Genomic DNA, 18,789 nt, shown 5'->3' with positions numbered 1-18,789 from the left:
TAATAGTTTACATTCGTTTACAAAATCAAGGGGTTTTCCAGAACGTTTTCTTTTATCAGCTATCAGCTTTGCTTATAGATGTTGGGAGTTGAAAAATTTCCGTTCCATTTTTACCCTCGCCAGCAAGAAGGCTCACACTGTAACAGCCACGGTCAGTGTTGAGATGAATTGCTCGCGAGGTTCGGAGTGTGGTCTGACCAAATTCGAGTGAAGCGAGAACAGGCCTACACGCTCCCTTGCGGTGAGCGTGTAGGTAGTTCACCAGGGAATTAGAGAGCAGATTGCTACGCTCACGCTCGCAATGGGGCACACGCGATCGTCGCGCTTGTGCGTGATTTGCACGCTTGTGCGTGGGCAGTTGGCCGGGGCGACGATCGTGCTGGCGAGTCAATGAACCAAGAATCCCCTCGCATCTTTCAAGGGCAGGGGAGTGTCAAGTAATTTTGCCCAAGCGGTTTAAATATAAAGCGAGTGTAAAGTAGTGCTTCCGTATTTTCCCTACTTACCGATTCAGTGCCATATGAGCTATTCATATCTTTAGAAATTCCTTCTCAGTGGTTTTATGGGTGCACTACAAAGCAGGACTAGAGTTAGTCCCGCAATTGAAATCAATAGACGTAATCAGATTGCCCAAATGCACAGTAAATTAGTTCATAAAATTGTGCATCGCTGGGTCAAAAAATGTAATGAAAGCTACGAAGACTTATATCAGATAGGATTTGTTGGGCTTCTCAAAGCGGTTGAGCGCTTTAAGCCAGAACTGGGTAATGCTTTTAGTTCTTTTGCCGTTCCCTACATCCAAGGTGAGATTCAGCACTATTTACGGGATAATGCATCGCCACTAAAAATCCCTCGTTCCTTCGTAGAAAAGCTCGGTAAGATCAGGCGGCTGAGAAAGCAATTTATCGCTAATGGAAGACAGGTTCAGGAAGCGGAAGTCGCGGCGAAGCTAGGAATCAGTGCTACTGAGTGGGAATCTTTAAAACTCACAATTTCACAGCGCTTAACAATAAGTTGGGATGAGTTATCCTACGAACCTAAGGTTGAAGACTTTGAAACAATAGCCCAAGAGGAATTAACTCATCGCCTCTATGAAGCCATCTCAAAACTAAATCCCAAGCACAGGCTCGTTATTCGGGAGTGTTATCTTCTTAACAAAAAAGTCACTGAAATAGCTAAACTGTTGAAAATCTCAACAAAAGAAACCGAAGCATTGATACAGGAAGCAATCTTTGTTCTGAACTCATCATTAACAGCATTTTATGGAAGTTCATGTAGTTGAGCTAGACAGGAAGCTACTTAGAAAAGACGGTGGAACGCAACCAAGGGAGAAACTGGATAGAAAGCATATTGACGATTTGGTTCGCGACTGGAAAAGGGGCGCTCAGTTCGAGGCTGCGTTAGCTTACTATGACGGTCAGGACTACTGGTTAATAGATGGATATCATCGGAATGCTGCACTCGAGGAGTTAGATGAGTCTAAAATTCTCATCTCTGTCCGCTGTGGAACACTTAAGGACGCCACATGGCACTCGTACTCAGTGAATCAGCATAAAGCCTTGAAGCGAAGTAATGCTGATAAGCAACGGGCAATCATAGGGGCGCTCAAGCATCCTTATGGTGCAAGCAGAAGTAACGTACAGATAGCTGAGCATTGCGGAGTGGATGAAGGAACTGTTCGTGCTTGGCGAAAAAAGCTTGAGAACAGTGGTGAAATTGAACCTAACCATGAACGTACAGTGACTCGTCGGGGGAAGACTTACAGCCAAAAAACCACTCATATTGGTAGTAGTAAGCACAATCACCAAGAACAACAACAGTTCAAGGTCATTTGCTCAGATTTACCTTATTACGGACAAGTTGTAGAGGTCGTCGAAGTCAAAGCAAACGATTGCTACCTATGTCGCACTAGTAACGGTGATACTTACCCATTCTTTAAATCTGAACTTGGCAACGTGGATACCGGAGTCACTCCCTCTCCTATTGTTGCAAAGGAGCAACCATCTCCAAGAGAGAAGCTAGTTGCCTTAATAGTTCGCTTGCCAGAGGAGTGTTTAGAGGATGCAATCGTCCTTCTTAAAGAGAGGTTCGATTTTCACTACCTCAAAGAGCCGCTCTGTGAAGTACCTACACGGTGATTTTCAAAGCGAACATGGTAGCGCAGAAGCTCTACCTGCCAAGAAATTAAATGAATTGGCTCTACCGCGTCATTTATGTGCAACTTTTAAGCTAATCAAACCGATTAGGGGTAAGATCACCGAAGCTGACGTTTGCCGCCACATAAAGTTTAAAACCCTTGCTGTGCAAGAGATTTGAAAATAAAAATGCAGTTGCTCACGCATATAGTCGTATGTAGTACGCTACTGCTGTGCCAATTGACCTTTACTCTATTTGGTGCAAAGTTTTGCAATGTAGCTATAAGGGTTTCAGGCTATAAAAATCAGTAGGGTTCAAATGGTACAGCAATCGAAGTAGCGTGTTAAGTCCGCCAAATCCTTTACCAAAGGGTAAAAGTGAGGTTTTTTTCTAGAAGCTTTCCATGACAAAGCTTTTGAGAGTTAAGTGGCGGCAAATGACACGCTCGCTGATCCCACCCCGATTAAAGTTGATTAACTACCGCTTCCCGTCAATTCGGACGCATCCGACAGCACCAAAGAATCACCCAGGAGCGACTGCTGACCCTATGTGGAGTCATGTCGGAGCCAAGTTTTGTTATCTCTGCGGTACTCAGTTAAGAAAGCTGTCACGATTACATTCACATGAGCAAAAACGAAAGTTAAGAACATCGGAAGCTGGATGCGGCGAAAGTCGCACGTCCAGATTTAACTGAGAGGTGCGGCGGATAATACCGCCCATCGACTCAACCTATCAGCTTTAGAAGATCCAGAATCAGGTTGTTTCCTTTGCTGATAAGACATTAATTCCTCTCACCCTTCAATCAGGAGCGAACGTACAGTGACTGCGGCATAGAGTTTGTGCTGCCATACGAAAAGCATCTTCCTGCTCGATTCACAACAGGACGAGTTTTGGAACTTTTGACTTTACCAAAGCGTGATGCGGCTACCAGGTCCTATGGTCTACTGCGGTTTACTGTATAGCTCATATAGTAGACTAGTACAGGGCGGCGTAAATCAACCAACCATTAAACAGCTAATACCAACCAAACAGAATTTTACTTGTTGTTTCTTATTCTCCCACTAAATGGTAGGTTTACTTCTGCCGAACTGTACTAAGTCTACTAAGTCTACTGGTAGTCTACCAAGGAAACTTTGGCGGGTCAGATAGTCGGGTATGAAAAAACTTTAAATAAAATATAGTCTAATATAGTCAGGTATCATAGTTGCTCCCAGGCGGCAATTTCTGACTTTAATAATTGGCGATACGCGAGCGCGTCAAGCCTCTGGCTTATCGCCAATCCGTCTCTCTAAACATTGACGTGATAAAACGGATAATTCAATCTCCACCTGGTTCAGCCCTCACTCGCCATTAGAATTATGTTCGCGCGGGTGATGCTTCGTGCCTTATGCTTACCTGTTTTAGTTAGCAATTGCAGTTGGGAAATCTCAGCCTCATTTAAGTCTACGATGTATTTTTTTACCATAGTGCCACCCTCCAGACCGTAGAAGTAGCTTATCAATAATCGGTATCACCCTGCAAAGTTTACTTGGTGGACTACTAAGTCTACTAAGTCTACTAAGTCTACTTAAGTCTACTAAGTTTACTAAGTCTACTAGGTAGACCTAGCTTTGATAAAGATTCTATTAAGGTTTACCTAGAGTAGACATACAGTAAACTATATGGCAAGATGAAGAGTAGACCAGTAGTAAACTAGAGGTAACTATGTCCAAAGTTGTTTCATTCAAGCTCTCCGATGAGGAATACGAAGCTCTATCCGCATTGCAAATGGAAAGCGAAGGTTCCCCCAGTATTACTGCAAAAAGAATTGTTCGAGATTCACTAGGTCTACCCGCGTCTACCTCGTCTACACGGGTAGACTCTCAGGAAATAGATGAACGTATTTATCAGGCTCTAGCACCATTAAAAGCCCAATTGGATGAATTGCGGGGAAAGTTGATTGCTTGAACCCCAAGCCAGTGCTTAAGGATGTGGTTCAGGTAGTGCGCGATCGCAGCCTAAAAAAATTCCGTCAAGCAATGGGTCGAGATTCCAAGGAATTATACGAGAAACGACTCAATGCTTTTATTGATGAGCTATTCAAAGAACTATGAAGGTGCTGCATCAATGCTGTACGTTCGCTCCCGAATGTGAGACTGAGAGGAATTAATGCCTGACTGGGTAAGGAAAAAACCTAATTGAGGATCTGATTGTAGTGATAGCTACTATTTCCAGCGAAGTGGCACTTTTTTACACGTATCTGATACTGTTGGCGAAATATTACTTAAGATTTGATTGATGGGAAAATCCGATTCTGGATCTGGACTTGAGGTTTTTTGATTTCTTACTTTCGCCATGTATTACATGGTTGAAAGATGTCCTTTTCCGTGTCATACATGGTGGAAGATTGCGCCATGATGGTATGTGTAGCGACCTGCAATACTAATCGCTCGAACCTGCAATAAAGGTATTTTCAAACCAGGATTAAATGCAACTATAATTGTGTTTCAGCCAGGATTAAATGCAACTGAGCCAGGATTATTTGCAACCAGCCTGCAATCATCCATTTCGACCAGGATTATTTGCAAATAGACTCAACACTTTACTAGGACGCTCGTTTTCACTCCTTGACAGGGGTTTATCAAAAAACTCATGTCAGAATTTGATAAATTAACTTTGAATTATTTACCGAGTTTTTTTACTCGAAAACCAACGGGCTAATGTTCTCTAAACCTTATCAGTGAAGCAGTTAAGAAAACCTTCGTTTTTTTGACGCATTGTCCCCTAATTTTTGGTCAGCCCTGTTTTTATTGATCTGTGTTCCAAGACGAATACTCGAAGTATGAGGGCTGACCAAAAATTTCGTGTTAGACCCCGTAACTTTTCTAATTGCAAATAATCCTGGCTCAAACCGATGATTGCAGGTTGGTTGCAATTAATCCTGGCTCAGTTGCATTTAATCCTGGTTCAACTGAAATTATAGTTGCAAATAATCCTGGCTTAGGCATCCAGGTATGTCATGAATTCCGAAAATACCTATAATGAACTTTTTAGTTCAGCAATGAAACGATTGAGGGCTTTTTGGGCAGTTTTGTATCCAGGAGCTTGTTTACCTAACTTAAGTTCCGACATTACACGGTCGCGCCACATTTCAAGTTCTGCCACCTCCTTCATCATGACTGACCGTTCTGTGATGACGGTATCAGCTTTTTGATGATGCTCTGACTGCCGTGTAATACTTGGCAGTACATTGTCTTTAACAATCTGTTCTAAATAATCAGCCCTGGTTAAGCTATTACATTCAGCAGCAATACCAATAGCCTTCCAGGTTTCATCAGTTAGTCTTAGAGAACGTACCTGACGATAGTCGTCATTTTTTAGAGCAAATTTCCCCTGAATATCCCGTTTCAGCATGCCCATAACCATGTATTACACGACTAGTTTAACGTGACAAGTCGGTGTCTAACCAAGTAATACACGGATAAAACCCACAGATCCTTTCTTTCATGGGATCTAAATGTCTGGTTCTGCTAGCAGCGCTTTGTGCGAGGAGCGAGTTAAAGCTCGTGGTATCTCCTCCAACCAAGAGAAAACTCGAACTACATTGACAGCGGCAGCCGTCAGGATATGCTGTAGATAGGATTTAGCTAACCCGATGTAACGGCAATGGCGTAATTCAAATGCTCGAATTCCTTGCGAAATAGTTCCCTCAATGCCAGACCGTAGTGCATATTGTTCTATTGAGCAGGAAAAGCGGTTGAAGTATCTTGATTTGGTAGCAAGCGCAGTTATTTTACAGAATACGGTTGATATGTCGTTGGCTATCCAAACGTTAATGTCACAGGGAGAACTGATTCCCATGCGACACCTTGCTGCTTTGAGTCCCTATGTAACAAGACATATTAAAAGATACGGTGATTATGTAGTGAATTTACATAATATTCCCCAACCATTGGAGGCTGCTATTAATCTCCCACCATAAATCTTTGAAATGTAGATATAGCAACGCTTTCCAGACCATCTTGCCGGAAATTACACGTATCTCGGCTCAATACCTTTTTGGCCTACTGTCGCGCCGGCGAGTCAATGAACCAAGAATCCCCGTCTATGCGCTCCCGGGGAGTGTCAAATTGCTGTCCATCCCAACCCTAGATATAATTTTCCGTGCAGAGGTTAAACCGTCCGCTCCCTCTATGACCATCCAAGGTTTCAAGTGATGTCTTCATTAGTTTTTGAAGAAAAATCTGTTTATTACCAATCGTTGCAGTATGTGCAAAAATCGCAGAGAAAGTCCATCTCTTCAAGGGGTGTGGATGAATCTGCTGCCCCTTAAGAAATTGTGGTATAATAAATTTCAGCACCATGCGGCACACGGACATTAACGCTTGTTGTTGGATCTTTACGAAGGTGATGTGAGAATGTAAGACGCAAGTAAGCGCAAGCAGAAAGCGCAGTCTCACTCCAAGAATCCCATCGCCTAAAAGGCGTGGGAGTGTCAGTTGCTTAGATTGATGAATAAATGGAAGTTTTAGCATACAGCACCCTATTATGATTAGCCAGCAGCAGTGAGGTGTTGTTGGCTTTCTTGTATAGAGTGCCCTAGTTGATACTCCCCGCCCTCACAAGCTCGAGGGTTTTTTTTCGATTCTCGGTCAGTTTTGCATCTTCGGAAGTTCCGAGGTTGACATCCGACACTAGAAAGCACAGAGTGCGCTCTTGCTGGGGATTGCATCTAAAAAAGAGCGCACTCTGTGAATATCTTTGCAGACATTCTGTGAAAGCTTTCATCTCGGGAGCGCCCATCTCTCAAACCGCTTTGAAATATTGGATGTCGTCCTTAAGATACGAGCGCACTTTACCCGCTTTTTGTAACCGCCTGCCAACCGTGAGAATATCTTCAATTCGTTTCCCCAGCTTTAATTTCAATTCCAAAACGCTAAGTTCTCGCAAACCCACTAGTTCTAGAAATTGCTCTGGAAAGCTTTTGTCAGTCATATTGGGAACTACAGCATCAGGGCTTAGACCCCACCAACAGGGCTTACCTGCTCCGGTTCCAAACCGAAAAACCTTTCTTCGAGCTTCCAGATAAGTCAGTTTTTTGAGAGTCGTGCTTCTGCTCATTCCGATGTAAGATGCAATCTCTGAGGTTGTCTGAGGAATTTTGAGTAGTGACTTGATTGTTGCCTCTTCTTGTTCAGATAAAGGTAATTCAGTTAACGTGCTTACTTGGCGTCTATTTTTAGCTGAAAACGGAATTGGATTTAATCCCTTTAATTCAGTGCATCTCAAGCAAACTGGTTTTCCTCGAAGAAAAGTTCTAGGGATGGCTTCAGATTGACAAAATTGACAAACTTGTGGTGTGCAACCAGGGTAAATGTACGACTCCATTTTTATCCTCCTTACCGATAATCTTCGTAACGAAAGCCCCTGCATGTAGCGTGTAATGGGGAATTTATTCTCCGTCTAGAAAGCTTGCGCGTAACGGAGTGCGCGAGACAGTACCGTGACTGAAATCTTATGCCACTGTTCAACAAGAGCAAAAACAGCAATAGAAGTAGGTAAGGAATGACGAATATTCCGCAAGCCGAAATATTGCAACGTTTAACCACTAATTGATGTATCTTAAATATTGCGAGGGCTTAAGAGTAAGTATGCTCTGTGTTAACCGTAACTGTGCCTGGATGTCCGTGGAGTCGTGAGTTGGAACCTGAACAAAAACACTCCGTACATTCTGTAGAGCTACTGTAGACGCCCTCTGGGCAGCTTCCTGAAGGGTAACCCCCCCACACTTTTCGTTGTGGGGGATGGGTTGATTTCTCTCCTGAAGTCAGTCGTGAAACGACATCAGTAGACTTTCGCCTCAGTGATAAAAATGTCATAATTTTTGAAAGTTTTTTTGGTTAGCTTGCCGCTTTACGCGGCTTTTTTTTTTGAGAAGTAGCAAGGGGCGCGGAACACCGCAAGGATGTATTGAAATCGGACCCGCGAGTTGACGCAGGCGCAGCGCGGCGCGAAGCTCGCGCAAAGCTTAATCTTCTGCCCGGCAGACTTCGCACGTTACGTTCGGAAACTTCCGAACTGCCGCTGCCGCCCCTACACCCCCTTCATCAGGGCGTAGCGGGGTTCTTCCTTGTGAAAATGAGCCGTGATTCGTAGCGGCGCAGCTTCTAAAAACCTACGCATATCTAGGCATTAATCTGTAAATATGGGTAAATCCAACTCCACGGTATAAGTTCGCTCAATTTCGTTGCGCATTTCTGCTTGGTTCCCTTGCCCTGTGGCGAAGGTTCTTTGACCACTAACCCCCAGTTAGAGATACTGAAACGAATTTCAGTACGAGACTTAAGAGTATTCAATTGTTGTGCAGTGGTTCACAAGCCCCAGTACGAGCTTTTTAACCTTCACGGTTAACTAGGCGTTACTATCGGATGTGTTTAACCACTACAAGTAGAGTATCACAGCATATCTGCAGAATTATACAGAGATTTGCCCAGATATGCAGAGTTTTTAGTGAACAGCAGCCAGCCCTCAAAGCTTATTGCGAACAGGAGGGTAGAACGCAAACTGACATACTTAGAAGCTATATCCGGAGCTAAGAGCGAAAGATTAGGGCGTAAGGCACTTAAAAGTGCATCGCATTCATTCGGGCAGTTCCGTGGGCGGGTTTCCCGCAAAGCTCGCCTACCGGAATCTTCCGCCCGGTGGCAGCGGCAGTTCGGAAGCTTCCGAACGTAACGTGCCGCCCCTAAAAATTTGGGCAGCCCACCTCGCTCCGCTCAAATTCAAAATGCAAAATTCGCTCATTCAAAAAAAAGGTTCTTAATTTTGAACGAGCGAATTTTGAACGAGCGAATTCCCCGAAAGGGTGCGGCTGCCCAAATTTTTTCGTGTAAGACCCCCGCCACAGTGCCTTTCGTCATTTCGGCATAGAATTAATGTAGCACTATTATTGCTGCATTGATAATGCCAAGAGAAAAAATGTTGAGGGTTAGGTTATCTGAGAAAGAGTTAGAATCGCTCAGAGAGTACGCAGAATCAACAGATAGACAGATATCGGAAGTAATTCGAGACTATATCAAGCGACTGCCTACTAGTAGACTTGATCGGGACTAAAGTCCCGAGTGTCGTGTTTCCTCTCGCCGAGCGCTAAGAGCGAGCTTCCACACGAGCGCGTGAATCACCGTGACATAGTGAGGTCATGTCGTGCCTGCTCTAGGCTCGATTTTGTTGAGATATTCGATAATTGCTGCTTCGACAAGCCGACCTTTCCACATTGCCTGTTGCCGAGCGAACTCGTGTAACCTGTGGGCGACAGCTTTGTCTATGTATATGTTTACGTTGATTCTTTCTGTTTCCGTCGCTCTAGCCATATACTAAAAAAACTTACCAGTATTGATAAATACATTTATAACTTGAAATTCTAGTAAGTGCAACGTCATGATAGAAATTTGTTACTCAGTAGATGATTATGGATGGTGACGCCCGAAACAAGTTAGCACAAGCTATTAGGGGAGCTAGGGGAGAGAGAAGCCAGAGGAGATTTGCAAAGGACTTAGGTGTAAGCTATGTGACTATACAACTCTGGGAGCGCGGAGAAGTTATCCCAGATTTGGGTAATTTGGAGGCGATCGCCACCTCTCGCGGACAAACTCTTGAGCAGTTGCTTGCCGAAGTTAGAGGACAAGCACCTGAAGTAACCCATAAACCAAAAGTAGCGGAGGATGTTATCCCTACCGCCAGACAGTTATCCAAAAAGGAGTGTGTTCGTTTGATTAAGCTTTTGGTTGATGAGGTAAGTGGAGGGTTTCAGTCGTAGCTACTTTGTACAATTTGCTCAAGACATTTGACGACTTCTTCAAATTTATCCTCATCATTCTGAAAAAACCAATCTGTGAAAGCTTCCAACACTTCTTTTTGTGTGTAGCCTGCTGTAAAAGCAGTATCTACAAACACGAAAACGCACTCCCTAAGAGTGCGCCTGCGCTCGCTGGAAAATAATTCCTGAAAAGGATTGTAGATTTCGTCGGCACCCTGAGAATTTTTGATTTGCATCGTCTCTTAGTCTGCTGTACTGTTGACATTCTCCCCAAAGAGCCTGACGGCTCGAAGAGTGGGGATTCCAAGAGTCGCCTCCTGGACTTCCTGTTTCATCCCCTCTTAACTAAACTGGGAAAACTAGCATTCTCACCGGGGGAATGACTGAAAAAATGGATCGAACCCAGCCTACGGCACTCAGCGCCCCTACGGGGCAAAGCTCGCCGGGGGGATACTCCCCCCGGCAGACTTTGGCGCTCTTGCAACGCGCTCCGTCGGTTAACGAATTCTGCCGCCCCTGCCCCATAGAAAGAGTGCGGTGGGGTACTTCACTTTGTCAGCCCCGAGATTGATCGTGGGGTTAATAGGGTTCGACCCATTTTTTTGTGAAGTCTGCCCTTGGGAATCTTCCCAAGGGCAGACTTCACCCAATGCGTCACCAGTCCCCCGTCAAACCTCATAAGCAGGCATTTTAATTTAACGTCCACTCTTCGTGCCCCCAGGCAGACGGATCTGAACAAAAGTAGTAGTTTCGGTTGTCTCGTCTTGTGACGCCAAAGTCAGGCGAGGAAATTGAACAAGCCTTGGGAGAAAAGTTGATTTGTGTTCCGACGCACTCGTCAGGCGCACTTTGTCTGGAGTCGCATTTGGGACAAGAAAAAGAGCCAAGCCAATGTTATCGTTAATCTGTGAGACAAGACGCGTACCCGTTCTAATAAGGGTTGGCTCTTTTTCCCAGTCGGAACCCCGTAGGGAAGGGCAGCCTTAACTTCTTCGCGCCCTCGTCCCGCACTATAACGGTACTCCGTGAGCGTGTCGGGAGAGGCGGCGGGAGATGATTCGAGCACCCGACGCATTGTCCCCTAAAAATTTGGGCAACCTTATTACTACGAATACTCGTAAGTGCTGACAGATCAACAAACAAAGGTTGCCCAAATTTTTTACGTGTTAGACCCCCGCCCCGACCAACAATAACTAACGGTTATTGACGGGAGTGGGGTGATCGAAGAATCTCCACTCTCCGGGAACTCAACACGCACCCATAAAGTCTATAATAGTAATGCCAATAGCAATAAATGCTCTCGATAGGCGACATTGGTGCCGACCATCCACTTGACACAAACGGACTACTTTGTAGGTGAACAGTGCAAACGTTGGGAAACGGAATTAGACATAGGATTTGGAGCGCAAATTCGCTACATACAAAAGACTCCGTGGGATGTCAGTAGGGGCGCTCTTGCTTGCGCCCCTACTAAACTGCCTGTGGAGGTAACGCCCGTTGGGGATAACAGGATGCAAATCTAATTATCTAGACGCGACCAATGAAGCAGGAAATTTCTCCGAAGTGATTTGGAGAAGCCCACACTGTACCGCTTGCGGTCAGTGTAGGGAGAACGTCACTAACATCACGATTAATCGTGTTGGAATTCGAGTCAACAGAAATTGGCTGCCCTTCCCTCTACAGAGACCTCGACCCCTAAAAAATTGGGAAGCCTTGGGAAAAGTTGATTTGTCAACGCAAGTCGGTTACTCGTTGTAGTAAGCCTGCCCAATTTTTTTCGTGTTAGACAAGAGCGCTTAAGAAGTGCGATCCTTCAAAAAGGCTTGTTCAATTTCTTACGTGTAAGACAAGAGTGACAAGTTTTCAGTTGTCCATACCCCGCGCTCGTCCCTGCTTACATGGAGGTTCGGGTAAAATTGGAGTTATTTATTTGTCAAGGTTCGGTTATTTTTTAACTAATGGGCGAGTACACTCTCACGTAGCAATTCTTTTCTTGTTACGCCTACACGCTCGCCCTCACTACTGTTTCGGTAGTTGACCGAAACATAAGGTAGAGGGCAGCGGGGACTCAAAGTTGATGTAGTCGTCGCACGTTTACGAACGCTCGACGAGTGCGCTTTACGCTCACTCGCCCGCCCCACTGTTTGCCAATAGCATTCAAAAAAGACGCTTTGCGATATCCGCTTCTGATTAGTGGGCACTTCACCCAAAAGCAAATAATTCACTATAAGCGGTTGTTTCGTAATGGGTATGAGGTGTCACACCCTTCACCAATCTTGAGTGCATAAAAATCTCTAGTCCCCCTTATGAAATATCAGAAGCGGTTGAAACCCACTCAACACAAACGACTAAGGGAAGCTGGAACAATGGACACCAAAATTTTACTTGAGCAATGCCAACTGGTAAACTTTCAAAAAGGTAAAAAAATAACCATACTGGGAGCAGGTATCGCAGGTTTAGTAGCAGCATATGAACTCGAACGCCTAGGTCATGAAGTTGAAATTCTAGAAGGTAGCCCACGCATCGGTGGTCGAGTATGGACACACCGCTTCGGTAATTCCCCAGATGCACCCTACGCAGAACTCGGAGCAATGCGTATCCCCAGCGAACATGAAATGACACTGCATTACGTCCATGAAATGGGACTTTCTGACAAACTGTGCAAGTTCATGACAGTGTTCGAGGAAAGCAACGCCATGATGAACATCAACGGACAAGTGCTTCAGATGAAAGACGCACCCCGTGTCCTCCAACAAACAGAAGGTGGTATTTTTTATGACACACGCTACAGTGAAAAAACTCGCGCCTTTGCTGCTTGGCTCAAAACCATCATCAATACTATCGCTCCTGGTAATCTCCGTTCTGAATTTGAACGCGACTTGCAATCTCACTTAATGGATGAGTTAGAGCGCTTAGATTTAAATCCCTACTTCAGCGAAGATGGTGAAACGATTGATTTGAACTCGTTCCTGACTCAAAACCCAAGCTTCCGGGCAAAGTGCTCTCAAGGATTGGATATTTTCCTGGGTGACATCATCACAGAAACCAGCCACGACTTGTTGCAACTCAAAGGTGGGATGGATCAACTCATCCAACGTTTAGCAACTTCAATAACTGGTGAAATCAAGTGTAACTGTGAAGTTGTGGCGCTGCGCGTGCAATTTGACCACGTCCAAATCACCTACAAAGAAAACGGTCAGTTACATACACGTCGTTGTGACTATGTATTATGCACCATCCCCTTCAGTGTACTCCGTAAGATGGAGTTGAGCGGCTTTGATGATGATAAGCTCGATTCCATTCACAACACCGTCTACTGTCCCGGTACCAAGGTAGCGTTTCACGCTCGCGAGTCCTTCTGGGAAAAGGATGGCATCAAAGGTGGTGCTTCCTTCAGTGGTGAGGGCGTGCGTCAAACATACTACCCGAGCGTGAAGTTCAACCCCGAACGTGGTAGCGTGATGTTGGCGAGCTACACCATCGGTGACGATGCTCAACGGATGGGCATGATGTCCGAACAAGAGCGCTTTGACTACGTCCAAAACACTGTCAGCAAGATTCACCCCGAACTGAATGAACCTGGTATGATTTTAGACAAAGCGTCTATCGCCTGGGGCAACTACAAGTGGAGTGCTGGCGGATGCACGATTCACTGGAATTCGGCTGATGGATCTGCGAGTTACCTCAAAGCCCAAAGACCCCAAAACACCCTGTTCTTTGCTGGTGAACACTGCTCTCGCTTCCCCGCATGGTTACAAGGTTCGATTGAGTCTGCTGTTGAAGCGGTCTACGATATTGTTAAGCATAAGCCTGCTCTACAATCCACTGCTATTCCTGTTGCTGTGAATGTCTCTGGTAAAAATCGTCAATTGGCAGCAGTTGGAAGTGCTTGGTAGCCGAGCGCTCGCACGTCAGTATTAAAAATATTTAACAATTAACTGTCCAATTAATTCAGCTAAACCCTTTTTGTTATGCCCGCCACGAGCGGGCTTTTTTTATTGAGTTCCACAAGGAAGCAAGGGGGCAACAAAAATCCCCACACATCTCTACATTCGGATGCGTGAGGGAATGGGGAACAAGAGGGATAGAAAAAGTGACTTTTGAATCTCAGATTTTAGTTTTCCCATCGGGAATTTTCTGCTGCAATATAGCTGCGGGAATTCACGCCTGTGGAGATTCCTAAGAGCGGGATACTTGGAAAAGTTCTTTTCCAATATCGTTAGTTTCTTAGGGCTACTAGAAATTCTCGCTCTAGAAGTTTGTGGCGAAAGCCCCTGGCTTCTAGCCGGGGGTAAGCTTACCTGCCTTCCTCTAAAGATATTATCCACTGCTCGACATACTCACTGAGACTCAATCCATTCTTTCGGGCAATTCGCTGTAACTTTTCCCAAGAACTAGGTGTGATTAGTAGGCTATGCCTAGTTTTCTTTTCGTCGTGCAAAACTGGAATATCACGCAATCTTTTTTTACCTTTTCCTGTTGACATTCCAGAAGTTATATATGTACTATACAGAGATGAACGCTGCGGGGCGCGGAATTCCCCACCCGCCGTGCGGTGGGCGAGGTTGCGCGGACACCGCTTGTGAGTGTCCGAGTCAAAATACGAGGGGGTGATACACCAAAGGGTGAGAGAATGATTTCATGACTTACGAGACTTTACCTGCCCTGAACGTCGTTTCAGATAAGTAGATGAGCGATTCACCCACGACAACGAGTGCACTCAAAAACCCCTTGGCACTCAATGCGCCACCACCTTTAACCGAACATCCCACAGCCGTGTATTTATCCGGACTAGCGCCGGGATCGCGTCCGGCGATGCGGCAAGCCTTAGATACAATTGCTAGGGTGTTAACCAATGGGAGTTGTGATGCCATGACTCTGGATTGGACGGCACTACGTTATAAGCATACAGCACTTGTGCGTACTATTTTAATGGAAAAGTATGCACCTGCGACAGCGAATAAAATGCTGTGTGCGATGAGGAGAGTTTTAAAAGAAGCTTTAAGGCTGGAATTGATAGACGCCAAAGATTTTGCCCGTGCTGTCGATATCAAAAGTGTTCAGGTCTGTAGTGAGTTACAGGGACGCGCTTTAGCGTCAAAAGAAATCGCCGATTTGATGCAAGTGTGCTTTGATGACCCGACTCCGGGAGGTTTTAGGGATGCGGCGTTGATAGCGATTCTGCGCGGGTCGGGGTTGAGACGGCGCGAAGTCGTGAATTTAAACTTGAATGACTTTGACTCTAGCACTGGCGCGATAAAAGTCTGGGGTGGTAAAGGAGGGAAAAACCGCACGGTGTATTTACCGGATGCAGCAATTGAGGTCGTACAAGACTGGCTTGGCATCCGAGGTGAGGAGTCCGGTTCCCTGCTGTGTCATGTCAACAAAGCCGGCTGCGTGGTGCTGCGACGGCTAACGCCCCAGGCGGTGCTGTTCATTTTGCAAAAACGCGGTGAACAAGCGGGGGTAGGTCATTTTTCGGCTCATGATTTCCGCAGAACTTTTATAACCGAACTGCTCGACTCTGGTGTAGACATCTCTACAGTCCAGAGGCTGGCTGGTCATGCATCGCCAGATTTGACTGCAAGATATGACCGACGCGGCGAACAAACCTTACGTCGTGCTGTCCAAACCTTGAGTATCCCTGGTTTTAGAACAAAAACGGAGCGCGACTCAAAGAATTGATGCGATTTGCAACTGAAGCATAACTGGGTTCGCGCCCGAGAGCATGGGAACAAGAGAGCAAAACTTCTCAGCAATTTCTCTTTGAAAAATACCAGAAAAATGTTAATCTAACGACAACATGTCAATAAAAAACGGAACATACAATTTGAAATAGGATAAGCTCTATCCGAATTTAAGCTTGTGGACTGGTGAGTGCCGACACTGCCAGGCCTGTTGCAAGAAGCAATCCGGGCTACGGTCTAACAGTGTTCCATTCTGTCTAACTTTAGTCCAAGTGTTGTAGAGCGGATAGCCGCTCCCATGCTCCCGTTGAAACGTCAATCAAAACCGACATCAATGATTGTCTGGGTTTTGAAGAGCAGCAGTTATGACATTGTCAGAAGTATTAGGTGAGTTTTCTTACCACAAGAATTTAACCAATTTCGGTACTCGAACTGTGAGAGGTGACAGTACCAAACGGTTGCTCGCTTAATATCACGGCTTTGTTGTTAACCCACCCTTGTTGACTACATGTTAGCACACAAGGGTGGAAGAATCATATGCCTTTTTTTAAGAAATTGCTCAAGGCATTTGGCTCTTAATTTTCTTCCACCATAGATAAAAGGGGAAAGACTTTCAAACAGTGAACAGTGAACAGTGAACAGTTAACAGGTACTTGCGGGGATTCAACACGCCACATCTGGGGCGTCGGGCATTGCCCGCCCACAATCGATGCTCCCCGCAAGTACCAGCAACGCAGTAGTTGCTGGGGTTTTTCAATCACTGAACAGTGAACAGTAAAAACTGATAACTGATAACTGTTAACTGATAACTGTTTAGACCCAACGGGACACGAAACTGATAACTGATACTGCGCTTCCTTGGTAACTGATAAAGTCACATTCTTCCCAGCAATGGATTGACTTGTCTTCTCAATGGACACTCCCACCGCTTTTAGCGGATGAAAATCGCGCCCTCAAGGAAGAGCCTAAGCGTCAATTCCAGTCTGACAGACCCGTAGCGCGTCGTTCCAGACAAATTCGTAAAGCTGTAGTTCGCGTGTGCCCCGTTGGGAGGTTGGGAAACAATCTTGAGGGCGAGTTACCAATCTTGGCTTATTTACGTGTATTTACGCAGTGCCATCTTGGTTAACAGCTTTTGCACTTCCCTTTTGGGGGAAATGCAATTCATCCCACTCCTGTTCGGCAAAGTAGATGGACTTTCTTGCTTAACAACTTTAACTATCGGAAGAAAATCTAGAGTCAGATGCTTCACCACCAAAGGAAGTATCATGAACAGTTGCATTTTTCCAAAAAATCAAGAACAACTCCAAGATCAGCATCAACTAATACTGGATACGCACCACTACCCGATTTCTAAATCAGAGGGTGGAGAAAAAACGGTTAGGATTTGCCCTAATTGCTATCAAGAGTTTCACCAGCTTGTAAGAACTACAAGCTACCATGCCAACAAAAATCTAATCCACTTTTTTAAGGAGTTAGCAGTATGAGTAAACTCCTGATTTCCGGACGGCATCTGCTCTACTCCTCTTCACTTGCACGCAGGATAGGACGTAGTGAAGCGACTTTTCTCCAGCAAAGCTATTACTGGATGACCGTACGCGGAGGCCAAACAATCAATGGCGTCAAGTGGTTTTGGAAGACATATGAAGCATGGTCAGAAGAATTGGGATTATCCATTAGCACAGTTAGAAGAGCTGTTAGGAAACTAAAGAAACTTGGGTTGATCTCAGTGAAAAAGATGTGTGCTTCGATTTGGTGGCAAGTTAGCTGGTACACAGTTAACATCGAAGCGGTAAATGCCTTTATTCAAAATGAACACACTACGGAGCTCAATGGTGACACGTCAAGTAGGTCAAATTGGACAGATGATATCAAAGATTCCTCTACAGAAGAATTCTCTACGCAACAACAAGCTGCCGCGAGGAGAAACTTAATAAAGAGGTTCATTCAAACAGATGATATCAAAGATTCCTCTACAGAAGAATTCTCTACACAACAATATGCTGCGGCGGCGAGGAATTTTGTAGACACCTTTATTCAAAATGAACACATGGAGGACGTCAATTGTGACACGTTGAGTAGGTCAAATTGGACAGATGATATCAAAGATTCCTCTACAGAAGAATTCTCTACACAACAACATGCTGCTGCGAGGAGAAATTTTGTAGAAGAAGATTCAAAGACGTTACCCAAGGATGTGACGACGATTGAACAAACGATTGAGACTCGTTCGCCAAGCAATGTAGAACAATCCACGATTCTGCGCTTCGTTGAAGAACAAAATCATAGCTGTGAATCAACACAACCATTGACTCATTCGGACACACTTTCCGCCCCCGCCTCGGAACCTGTAGAAAAACCTCCTCAAGAAGATGTCGGAGAAATTTGTAACCAACTGCGTCAAATCCCATGTGCAACAGCCTTTCGCCTCAATCAGGAGATAATAGCGGTTATCAACAAGTTCTGGCGAAATGTACCAGGAGCTTTAGCCTACCTTAAAGAAGCTTTACGTACGTGGAAGCGAGTTGATTCCCCGGAAGCAGTATTTGTAGCGGCGTGCAAGAACGGCAGAAAACCAGAGAATTGGGGGAAACCATTACCAAACTATCCTCAACCAAGTGATGAGGACTTGGCACAATTGGCAGAAGCGAAATCAACTAAGCGAATTAAAGATTATTATCGTCAGCCGGATGGGCTATGGGTGGTGGACACGGGGATGGGTTGTGTATCTGTTGTGACATATTTACTGAGAAGGCGCGAATTATAAGAAGATGTAGCGTTGCTTATCCCAATTAATTAGGCTAGGAACTGTCAGTTAATTCCTAGTCACTTATACTCATTATACTATGTCCGCTTAATTACTTATAATTCCTGCTTGATCTCACCCCAACCCTCTCCACACGATCACGCTCAAATTCAAAATTATCAATTCATGCAGGAGCGAATTTTGAATTCTTTTTTTTGTATCTCCTGCGGAGACGCACTCGCGGCACGCGAGTGCGTCTCCGCAGGGCATACTTTGAATTTTGTTAGCGCAGCGGTCTATGCCTCCTTTGAATTCCCCGGAGGGGAGGAAAAACGTAGATACGAGTTTGGAATGAGTTTGAAAACAACCAATGCAAAAAGCGCCCCCCTTTTCAGGAGAGCGCTTTTTACTTATCTAAGTTTTAG

Annotated in this window: 18 protein-coding genes and 1 pseudogene; 12 read left to right on the top strand and 7 right to left on the bottom strand. The window is 45.1% G+C overall.

The window, feature by feature from the left end:
• The first annotated feature begins 562 nt into the window (after nucleotides 1-562).
• The 6 genes from AC5JM2_RS16105 (at nucleotide 563) to AC5JM2_RS16080 (ending at nucleotide 4,229) form a co-directional block, all read left to right on the top strand.
• Entirely contained in the window at nucleotides 563-1,282 is a 720-nt protein-coding gene (locus tag AC5JM2_RS16105; protein ID WP_282453094.1) for a sigma-70 family RNA polymerase sigma factor, read from the top strand.
• On the top strand, nucleotides 1,263-2,138 hold the full coding sequence (locus AC5JM2_RS16100) for a hypothetical protein (RefSeq protein WP_495835876.1): 876 nt from the start codon (nucleotides 1,263-1,265) through the stop codon (nucleotides 2,136-2,138). The genes AC5JM2_RS16105 and AC5JM2_RS16100 overlap by 20 nt, the downstream gene beginning before the upstream one ends.
• Complete coding sequence (locus AC5JM2_RS16095; protein ID WP_495835875.1) at nucleotides 2,119-2,316, top strand: hypothetical protein; 198 nt, start codon at nucleotides 2,119-2,121, stop codon at nucleotides 2,314-2,316. Before AC5JM2_RS16100 ends, AC5JM2_RS16095 begins: the two co-directional genes overlap by 20 nt.
• Before the next feature lie 223 nt (nucleotides 2,317-2,539).
• Nucleotides 2,540-2,830: a hypothetical protein gene (locus tag AC5JM2_RS16090; RefSeq protein WP_495835874.1), complete on the top strand. Its 291-nt coding sequence runs from the start codon at nucleotides 2,540-2,542 to the stop codon at nucleotides 2,828-2,830.
• A 1,010-nt stretch (nucleotides 2,831-3,840) separates the two neighbouring features.
• Nucleotides 3,841-4,083: a hypothetical protein gene (locus AC5JM2_RS16085; RefSeq protein WP_210621014.1), complete on the top strand. Its 243-nt coding sequence runs from the start codon at nucleotides 3,841-3,843 to the stop codon at nucleotides 4,081-4,083.
• The gene (locus tag AC5JM2_RS16080; protein WP_210621015.1) at nucleotides 4,080-4,229 is read left to right on the top strand and encodes a hypothetical protein; all 150 of its coding nucleotides are present in this window, start codon (nucleotides 4,080-4,082) and stop codon (nucleotides 4,227-4,229) included. The genes AC5JM2_RS16085 and AC5JM2_RS16080 overlap by 4 nt, the downstream gene beginning before the upstream one ends.
• A 922-nt stretch (nucleotides 4,230-5,151) precedes the next feature.
• Here the strand turns inward: AC5JM2_RS16080 and AC5JM2_RS16075 are convergent.
• Both AC5JM2_RS16075 and AC5JM2_RS16070 read right to left on the bottom strand, forming a co-directional pair.
• Entirely contained in the window at nucleotides 5,152-5,529 is a 378-nt protein-coding gene (locus tag AC5JM2_RS16075; protein WP_495835873.1) for a hypothetical protein, read from the bottom strand.
• A gap of 99 nt (nucleotides 5,530-5,628) precedes the next feature.
• Nucleotides 5,629-5,850: pseudogene (locus AC5JM2_RS16070) on the bottom strand (transposase); the annotation flags it as partial.
• Between AC5JM2_RS16070 and AC5JM2_RS16065 the strand changes: the two are divergent.
• Nucleotides 5,828-6,097: a Tn3 family transposase gene (locus tag AC5JM2_RS16065; protein WP_495835872.1), complete on the top strand. Its 270-nt coding sequence runs from the start codon at nucleotides 5,828-5,830 to the stop codon at nucleotides 6,095-6,097. The pseudogene AC5JM2_RS16070 and the gene AC5JM2_RS16065 sit on opposite strands and share 23 nt — an antisense overlap.
• A gap of 166 nt (nucleotides 6,098-6,263) precedes the next feature.
• On the opposite strand, the gene AC5JM2_RS16060 is transcribed toward AC5JM2_RS16065, so the two are convergent.
• The 3 genes from AC5JM2_RS16060 to AC5JM2_RS16050 form a co-directional block, all read right to left on the bottom strand.
• Nucleotides 6,264-6,650 (bottom strand): hypothetical protein, encoded by a 387-nt coding sequence (locus tag AC5JM2_RS16060; RefSeq protein ID WP_495835871.1) that lies wholly within the window; start codon nucleotides 6,648-6,650, stop codon nucleotides 6,264-6,266.
• 271 nt (nucleotides 6,651-6,921) lie between these two features.
• On the bottom strand, nucleotides 6,922-7,503 hold the full coding sequence (locus AC5JM2_RS16055; RefSeq protein ID WP_495835870.1) for a hypothetical protein: 582 nt from the start codon (nucleotides 7,501-7,503) through the stop codon (nucleotides 6,922-6,924).
• A gap of 1,808 nt (nucleotides 7,504-9,311) precedes the next feature.
• Entirely contained in the window at nucleotides 9,312-9,485 is a 174-nt protein-coding gene (locus tag AC5JM2_RS16050) for a hypothetical protein (protein WP_169267870.1), read from the bottom strand.
• A 98-nt stretch (nucleotides 9,486-9,583) separates the two neighbouring features.
• Here AC5JM2_RS16050 and AC5JM2_RS16045 point away from each other — a divergent pair, with 98 nt between their 5' ends.
• Nucleotides 9,584-9,931, top strand: coding sequence for a helix-turn-helix domain-containing protein (locus AC5JM2_RS16045; RefSeq protein ID WP_495835869.1), 348 nt, complete (start codon nucleotides 9,584-9,586; stop codon nucleotides 9,929-9,931).
• Here the strand turns inward: AC5JM2_RS16045 and AC5JM2_RS16040 are convergent.
• The gene (locus AC5JM2_RS16040) at nucleotides 9,922-10,167 is read right to left on the bottom strand and encodes a hypothetical protein (RefSeq protein ID WP_495835868.1); all 246 of its coding nucleotides are present in this window, start codon (nucleotides 10,165-10,167) and stop codon (nucleotides 9,922-9,924) included. The two genes, AC5JM2_RS16045 and AC5JM2_RS16040, sit on opposite strands and share 10 nt — an antisense overlap.
• 2,130 nt (nucleotides 10,168-12,297) lie before the next feature.
• Between AC5JM2_RS16040 and AC5JM2_RS16035 the strand changes: the two genes are divergently transcribed.
• Complete coding sequence (locus AC5JM2_RS16035; RefSeq protein ID WP_495835867.1) at nucleotides 12,298-13,827, top strand: flavin monoamine oxidase family protein; 1,530 nt, start codon at nucleotides 12,298-12,300, stop codon at nucleotides 13,825-13,827.
• Nucleotides 13,828-14,228: 401 nt separating this feature from the next.
• On the opposite strand, the gene AC5JM2_RS16030 is transcribed toward AC5JM2_RS16035, so the two are convergent.
• On the bottom strand, nucleotides 14,229-14,417 hold the full coding sequence (locus AC5JM2_RS16030) for a hypothetical protein (RefSeq protein ID WP_495835866.1): 189 nt from the start codon (nucleotides 14,415-14,417) through the stop codon (nucleotides 14,229-14,231).
• A gap of 203 nt (nucleotides 14,418-14,620) precedes the next feature.
• Here AC5JM2_RS16030 and AC5JM2_RS16025 point away from each other — a divergent pair, with 203 nt between their 5' ends.
• The 3 genes from AC5JM2_RS16025 to AC5JM2_RS16015 all read left to right on the top strand — a co-directional run.
• Complete coding sequence (locus AC5JM2_RS16025) at nucleotides 14,621-15,616, top strand: tyrosine-type recombinase/integrase (protein ID WP_495835865.1); 996 nt, start codon at nucleotides 14,621-14,623, stop codon at nucleotides 15,614-15,616.
• 1,485 nt (nucleotides 15,617-17,101) lie between these two features.
• Complete coding sequence (locus AC5JM2_RS16020; RefSeq protein WP_495835864.1) at nucleotides 17,102-18,385, top strand: hypothetical protein; 1,284 nt, start codon at nucleotides 17,102-17,104, stop codon at nucleotides 18,383-18,385.
• A 165-nt stretch (nucleotides 18,386-18,550) separates the two neighbouring features.
• Nucleotides 18,551-18,789: hypothetical protein (locus AC5JM2_RS16015; protein WP_495835863.1), on the top strand; the 239-nt coding region annotated here is incomplete at its 3' end.

Source organism: Brasilonema angustatum, assembly GCF_059505445.1.
This window is presented reverse-complemented; position numbering and strand designations above follow the sequence as displayed.

Bases quoted from the DNA above. Each gene is read 5' to 3' on its own strand.
- AC5JM2_RS16090 (WP_495835874.1), top strand. From the start codon at position 2,540: ATGACAAAGCTTTTGAGAGTTAAGTGGCGGCAAATGACACGCTCGCTG.
- AC5JM2_RS16060 (WP_495835871.1), bottom strand. From the start codon at position 6,650: ATGCTAAAACTTCCATTTATTCATCAATCTAAGCAACTGACACTCCCA.
- AC5JM2_RS16050 (WP_169267870.1), bottom strand. From the start codon at position 9,485: ATGGCTAGAGCGACGGAAACAGAAAGAATCAACGTAAACATATACATA.
- AC5JM2_RS16075 (WP_495835873.1), bottom strand. From the start codon at position 5,529: ATGCTGAAACGGGATATTCAGGGGAAATTTGCTCTAAAAAATGACGAC.
- AC5JM2_RS16030 (WP_495835866.1), bottom strand. From the start codon at position 14,417: ATGTCAACAGGAAAAGGTAAAAAAAGATTGCGTGATATTCCAGTTTTG.
- AC5JM2_RS16065 (WP_495835872.1), top strand. From the start codon at position 5,828: ATGCCAGACCGTAGTGCATATTGTTCTATTGAGCAGGAAAAGCGGTTG.
- AC5JM2_RS16055 (WP_495835870.1), bottom strand. From the start codon at position 7,503: ATGGAGTCGTACATTTACCCTGGTTGCACACCACAAGTTTGTCAATTT.
- AC5JM2_RS16100 (WP_495835876.1), top strand. From the start codon at position 1,263: ATGGAAGTTCATGTAGTTGAGCTAGACAGGAAGCTACTTAGAAAAGAC.
- AC5JM2_RS16035 (WP_495835867.1), top strand. From the start codon at position 12,298: ATGGACACCAAAATTTTACTTGAGCAATGCCAACTGGTAAACTTTCAA.
- AC5JM2_RS16040 (WP_495835868.1), bottom strand. From the start codon at position 10,167: ATGCAAATCAAAAATTCTCAGGGTGCCGACGAAATCTACAATCCTTTT.
- AC5JM2_RS16020 (WP_495835864.1), top strand. From the start codon at position 17,102: ATGAGTAAACTCCTGATTTCCGGACGGCATCTGCTCTACTCCTCTTCA.
- AC5JM2_RS16025 (WP_495835865.1), top strand. From the start codon at position 14,621: ATGAGCGATTCACCCACGACAACGAGTGCACTCAAAAACCCCTTGGCA.
- AC5JM2_RS16105 (WP_282453094.1), top strand. From the start codon at position 563: ATGGGTGCACTACAAAGCAGGACTAGAGTTAGTCCCGCAATTGAAATC.
- AC5JM2_RS16085 (WP_210621014.1), top strand. From the start codon at position 3,841: ATGTCCAAAGTTGTTTCATTCAAGCTCTCCGATGAGGAATACGAAGCT.
- AC5JM2_RS16045 (WP_495835869.1), top strand. From the start codon at position 9,584: ATGGATGGTGACGCCCGAAACAAGTTAGCACAAGCTATTAGGGGAGCT.